The 3,890-nt window shown below is 67.8% G+C and carries 3 protein-coding genes; all 3 read right to left on the bottom strand.

The features are described from left to right. A partial coding sequence (gene secA / locus ACM2XV_RS13165; RefSeq protein ID WP_487027253.1) for a preprotein translocase subunit SecA occupies nucleotides 1–2,632 on the bottom strand: 2,632 nt, incomplete at its 3' end. A gap of 127 nt (nucleotides 2,633–2,759) precedes the next feature. After that, complete coding sequence (gene hpf, locus ACM2XV_RS13160) at nucleotides 2,760–3,461, bottom strand: ribosome hibernation-promoting factor, HPF/YfiA family (RefSeq protein ID WP_344775081.1); 702 nt, start codon at nucleotides 3,459–3,461, stop codon at nucleotides 2,760–2,762. Nucleotides 3,462–3,559: 98 nt separating this feature from the next. Beyond that, on the bottom strand, nucleotides 3,560–3,890 hold a 331-nt coding region (locus tag ACM2XV_RS13155), incomplete at its 5' end, for a ComF family protein (protein ID WP_487027252.1).

Here is a 3,890-nt window from a genome sequence, read left to right as displayed (position 1 = left end):
CGCGGTCGACCTGGCCGCTCTGGCCGCGCACCTCGACCCCGCCCGAGTCGCTCGGAGCCGAGTACGACAGACCCTGCTGCTGCGACTGGTCGAGCCCCTTCGCGGCGACGCCCGAGACCTCGCCGGCCGCCTGCGTCACCTCGACCTCGAGGTTGAACAGGAATCCGATCGTCTCTTCGCGAATCGCGCCCATCATCTGCTGGTACATGGCGTAGCCCTCGCGCTGGTACTCGACCAGCGGGTCGCGCTGCGCCATGGCGCGCAGGCCGATGCCGTCCTTCAGGTAGTCCATCTCGTAGAGGTGGTCGCGCCAGCGGCGGTCGATCACCGAGAGCACGACGCGGCGCTCGAGCTCACGCATCGCGGGCGCACCGAGCTGCTCCTCGCGGCGCTGGTAGGCGACGTGCGCGTCGGAGAGGATCTCGCGACGCATGAACTCGCGGTTGATGCGCCCCTTCGACCCGGCCTCGGCGACGACCTCGTCGATCGTGATGCCGACGGGGTACAGCGTCTTGAGCTCGCTCCACAGGGCGTCGAAGTCCCAGTCGTCGCCGTTGCCCTCGCCGGTGTGCTCGTCGAGTACCTCGTCGACGACGTCGTCGAGGAACTTCTGCACGCGCTCGTGCAGGTCGTCGCCCTCGAGGATGTGGCGGCGGTCGGCGTAGATCGCCTCGCGCTGGCGGTTCAGGACGTCGTCGTACTTGAGGACGTTCTTGCGGATCTCGGCGTTGCGCGCCTCGACCTGCGCCTGGGCGCTGCGGATCGCGCGCGAAACCAGCTTGGACTCGATGGCGAGGTCGTCGGGCGTGGATGCCCGGCCGAGCAGCGACTCGGCGGCGCCGGCGTTGAACAGGCGCATCAGGTCGTCGGTGAGCGACAGGTAGAAGCGGCTCTCGCCCGGGTCTCCCTGGCGGCCCGAGCGGCCGCGCAGCTGGTTGTCGATGCGGCGCGACTCGTGGCGCTCGGTGCCGAGCACGTAGAGCCCGCCCGCTTCGCGGACCTTGTCGGCCTCTTCGGCGGCGGCCGACTTCAGCTTCTCGAACGTCTCGTCCCAGGCGGCCTGGTACTCGTCGGGCGTCTCTTCCGGCGACAGCCCGCGCGCGTTGAGCTCGGCGACGGTGAGGAACTCGACGTTGCCGCCGAGCATGATGTCGGTGCCGCGGCCGGCCATGTTGGTCGCGACGGTGACGGCGCCGAGGCGGCCCGCCTGTGCGACGATCGCGGCCTCGCGAGCGTGGTTCTTCGCGTTGAGCACCTCGTGGCGCACGCCGCGCTTGGCGAGCAGCCGCGAGAGGTACTCGCTCTTCTCGACCGAGGTGGTGCCGACGAGCACCGGCTGGCCCTTCTCGTGCCGCGCGACGATGTCCTCGACGACCTGCGCGAACTTGACCTCTTCGTTCTTGTAGACGAGGTCGGGCATGTCCTTGCGGATCATGGGCTTGTTGGTCGGAATGACGACCACGCCGAGCTTGTACGTCGACATGAACTCGGCCGCCTCGGTCTCGGCGGTGCCGGTCATGCCCGACAGCTTCTTGTACAGGCGGAAGTAGTTCTGCAGCGTGACGGTGGCGAGGGTCTGGTTCTCGGCCTTGACCGGCACGCCCTCCTTCGCCTCGATCGCCTGGTGGATGCCCTCGTTGTAGCGCCGGCCCATCAGGATGCGGCCGGTGTGCTCGTCGACGATGAGCACCTCGTCGTTCATGACGACGTAGTCCTTGTCGCGCTTGAACAGCGCGTTCGCCTTGATCGCGTTGTTGAGGAACGAGATCAGCGGGGTGTTCGCCGACTCGTAGAGGTTGTCGATGCCGAGGTAGTCCTCGACCTTCGCGATGCCGGGCTCGAGCACGCCGACCGTGCGCTTCTTCTCGTCGACCTCGTAGTCCTCGCCGGGAACCAGCCGGGTCGCGAGCCGCGCGAACTCGGTGAACCACCGGTTCGCCTCGCCCGACGACGGCCCCGAGATGATGAGCGGCGTACGCGCCTCGTCGATGAGGATCGAGTCGACCTCGTCGACGATCGCGAAGTTGTGGCCGCGCTGGACCATGTCGGATGCCTGCCACGCCATGTTGTCGCGCAGGTAGTCGAAGCCGAACTCGTTGTTCGTGCCATAGGTGATGTCGGCGGCGTACTGCTCGCGGCGCTCCTCGGGAGTCTGGCCGGCGAGGATGACGCCGGTCGACATGCCGAGCGCGCGGTAGACGCGGCCCATGAGCTCGCTCTGGTAGCTCGCGAGGAAGTCGTTGGTGGTGATGACGTGCACGCCGCGGCTCGGGATGGCGTTGAGGTACGCGGCGGTCGTCGCGACGAGAGTCTTGCCCTCACCGGTCTTCATCTCGGCGATGTTGCCGAGGTGCAGCGCGGCGCCACCCATGATCTGCACGTCGAAGTGGCGCATGCCGAGCACCCGGCGCGCCGCCTCTCGCACGGCGGCGAACGCCTCAGGCAGCAGATCGTCAAGGCTCTCGCCCTCGGCGTAGCGCTCGCGCAGCTCGACGGTCTCGTTGCGCAGCTCGTCGTCGGTGAGCTCCTTGAAGTCGTCTTCGAGAGCGTTGACGGCGCGCGCATAGCCTTCGAGCTTGCGCAGCAGCCGGCCTTCGCCGACGCGCAGGACCTTTTCCAGGACTGAGGCCACTGAAGAACTCCACTTGTTCGAGAGCGGGGGATCCCGGTCAGTCTAGACGAGCGGGTCACGCCCGCCCTGAACGGACAGGGAGAGGGCGGCGGATGCCTCAGGCATCCGCCGCCCCGTGAGATCGCCGCTACTTGACGGACTCGAGTTTGCGGGCGGCCGTGGCGGCCTCCTGCAGCTCGTCGGCGTTGTCATCGAGCTGGATCACGCCGTAGTCCCAGCCCTTGCGCCGGTAGACGACGCTCGGCCGCTCGGTCTCTGCGTCGATGAACAGATAGAAATCGTGCCCGACGAGCTCCATGTAGTAGAGCGCGTCGTCGACGGTCATCGGAACGGACGCGAAGGTCTTCGTGCGGATGACGACGGGGCAGTACTCGTCCTTCTCGTCCTCCGCCGCCTCGGACTGCACCGGGACGGCGCCCGTCGCGAGCTGCGTGAGCGCGTTGCCCGAGATCGGCGTCACGTCGGTCTGGGCGAACGCACCGCTCGCCGCGTCGTGCAACGAGGTCTGCCGGTGCGCGCCACCGCGGTGCACCTTGCGGCGGTCCTTCGCGCGGCGCACGCGCTCGAGCAGCCGGCCGATGGCGATGTCGAACGCCGCGTATTTGTCGGCGGCCGTCGCCTCCGCGCGGACCACGGGCCCGCGCCCGACGAGCGTCAGCTCGACCCTCTCGTCACCGGGCGTTCCGCCCCGCGTGGTGAGACGGGAGAGCTTGATCTCGAAGACAAGAGCTCGCTCGGCCAGGTGAGACACCTTCTCGGCCTTCTCGGTCACGTACTCGCGAAAACGGTCCGTGATCTGGGCGCCGCGTCCGACGATGTCGATTTCCATCGCAACCTCCTGTTCTCGGTGCGTTCCCACCGTGGTTGCCGGTGGGTGGAGCCGCACCTGCTATGTGCCGACCAACCTAGTTCCGCCCTCTGGTGATGTCACGGGCAATTTCTGCGGATTTCGGCATGCGCTCCCAGCTTCGGAACGCGGCGCGCGGTGCGCGCCAGGGCGACCACGCCGACCACGACATGCCCCGCCGCCCGAAAGGCCCGATCAGCTTCCAATACCGTCGCGCCGGTCGTCACGATGTCGTCGACGATGAGCACGAAGCGGCGGCCGGGCGGCCCCGTGACTTTCAGCGACTCCGCACGATTCGCATATCGCGATGTGGTATCTAAGTTGGATTGGTCTTGAGTCTGTCTGGTGGCGCGAAGCGCACCGGAGTCCCGGTACCCGGCCCGGCGCAGCAGCAGCGGCACGTGGCGGTAG

This window comes from Gryllotalpicola sp. CP2-P1, assembly GCF_057512245.1.
The sequence above is the reverse complement of the archived record's forward strand: the minus strand, read 5'-3'. Positions and strand labels throughout refer to the sequence as shown.

Coding starts and splice junctions, on each gene's coding strand:
- hpf (WP_344775081.1), bottom strand. CDS start 3,461: ATGGAAATCGACATCGTCGGACGCGGCGCCCAGATCACGGACCGTTTT.